Source organism: Priestia sp. P5_B4 (genome assembly GCF_056400385.1).
In genome coordinates, this window is the sequence record NZ_JBFULJ010000980.1 from 1 (window position 1) to 1,337 (window position 1,337).

1 protein-coding gene is annotated in these 1,337 nt (G+C 28.5%); it reads left to right on the forward strand.

The window, feature by feature from the left end; genetic code table 11:
• Nucleotides 1-296 precede the first annotated feature (296 nt).
• Nucleotides 297-671: a hypothetical protein gene (locus AC1DRF_RS28055; RefSeq protein ID WP_477742316.1), complete on the forward strand. Its 375-nt coding sequence runs from the start codon at nucleotides 297-299 to the stop codon at nucleotides 669-671.
• The last annotated feature ends 666 nt before the right edge of the window (nucleotides 672-1,337 follow it).

Genomic DNA, 1,337 nt, shown 5'->3' on the forward strand with positions numbered 1-1,337 from the left:
TTTTATGGGTCACTAAGGACGATCTTTTACAATCTCGTTTAAGCTAGAAGTGATAAAAATGTACAATAACCAATGGTATTTCAAAGATAAAAAAGAAAAACAAAAAGTGAACGATCCCTTGATTATCAAGGGATCGTTTTTCACATGTTTTCCGGAAATAGTGATTATGTTAACTAACTTTGTATATGATATTCAAGTTTCCCAACTCAATTTTGATATATAATTAAAATAGAATAAACCTGTGATTTAGTCTATTTAGATGGCAAAACATAAAGGTTATAAAGGAAAATATAGAGATGAATGTAAATAAAAAATGGTTTTTAGCTAAGTATGAGCCAGCATCCAAAGTAGGTGCTTATAAGTGGGACTACAAGTTTGATAATAGTATTGAAGCAATGCGGTTAGTAAATAGATATCTAATTGAAAGTTTAGATACAGTTATTTTATTTTCTGAAGAAGACATTTCTAAAAATTTAATAGTTGATTATTTAAAAAATGAGGAATTACATCTTTGKAGAAATAAAGCAGCAGGTGGAATACTTAATTTTTTAAGCGAGAAAAGGCTAGGTTTAGTATATAAACATGGTTACTTTTTTCATGAAGAAGCTACTGCACGACCAGAATTAGAAGAAACGGTATTTATATGTTACGTTCCTTGGATATTGACTTAGTTAATAAAAGTAAAAGCTGAAAGACCAACGATGGGGCTCTTTCAGCTTTTTATTTTCTAGAAAACGACCTTATGGTAGCTAGAATTGAATGCTTTATAGATTTAAAATACATGTATCTAAGCATTTTGAAAGGAGTTATTTACTTAATGCATTTTCCTAATGGAGTAACTGGTTTTTATAGTTCAATAGATAACAAACCAAATGAAATAGATGAGAACCATTTTAAAAGTATACGCTTCCTTCGATTTAGTCAGAAGAAACTAAGGGAAGTTATTAAAGATTGATAAGGTAAATTTAATCAAAAATACAGTAAAAACTTATTTCGCATGAAAGAGTAAATATATAAACTTTATTCTAAAAAATATAGCTTTACTATTTACTCTAGGTGACGACAAATAGACGTTTTCTCATTCGTTTTTCTTGCGTCCAAAAGGGCGTACCCTTTTGAACTACCTATATATCAGACAATATCAATATTAAATTAAAACACGTTGGAGATATTCAAAAGTACGATARACGCAAGGAACAAGAGTTGGAAAGATCAAACAGAACGAAGACTTCTTAATTTATAAGAAGTCTTCGTTCTGTTTTTATTATTATTTTTTAGTAAGTATTAGTTAGAGAAAAACAATTCCAAGTATAAATAAACATAGAGTAATAATGTTT